Below are 590 nucleotides of genomic sequence, written 5' to 3' on the forward strand. Positions count from 1 at the left end.
AAAGTACATGCCCGATATTTCGGATCCGGCACGTATGTGCCGGGCTTTTAATAGACACAGATTAACGCAGACTTAATATGATTTACGCAGATTATTTAACCTGCCATATTCTCTACGGTCTGTTTCTATTATAAAATCTAACTTAGATCCACACATTTTATATTTATTATCTTTTAAATATCTGTGTGTATCTGGGGCTAAATTTAAAATGGTGGAGATGAGGAGACTCGAACTCCTGACCCCCTGCTTGCAAGGCAGGTGCTCTCCCAGCTGAGCTACACCCCCGCGAAGTGGAACGTGTGACGTTGCGCAGGCTTAAATAATAAAATCGGCTGCGCCGATTTATTCTTACCTCGAACTTGTCACTTCTCACATCATAATAATGGTGGGCCTAGATGGACTTGAACCATCGACCTCACGCTTATCAGGCGTGCGCTCTAACCTACTGAGCTATAGGCCCACGATTAAATTGCAACACGGATTCTTCATCTGTGTTAAATCTTGTGGCTAAATTTACAAAAACAAGAACAGCAGATTTAAAATGTGCGTTATCGACCATAGTTTCGGAAGTCAAAGGGCTGATACCGGAA

2 tRNA genes are annotated in these 590 nt (G+C 42.4%); both read right to left on the reverse strand.

Features of this window, described 5'->3' with window-relative positions:
* Window positions 1–209 precede the first annotated feature (209 nt).
* Window positions 210–285 (reverse strand) — tRNA-Ala (locus tag JCM14374_RS12895).
* A gap of 98 nt (window positions 286–383) precedes the next feature.
* A tRNA-Ile gene (locus tag JCM14374_RS12900) sits at window positions 384–460 on the reverse strand.
* Window positions 461–590 lie beyond the last annotated feature (130 nt).

The sequence above is a fragment of the Syntrophomonas palmitatica JCM 14374 genome, assembly GCF_001311885.1.
Classification (GTDB): domain Bacteria; phylum Bacillota; class Syntrophomonadia; order Syntrophomonadales; family Syntrophomonadaceae; genus Syntrophomonas_A; species Syntrophomonas_A palmitatica.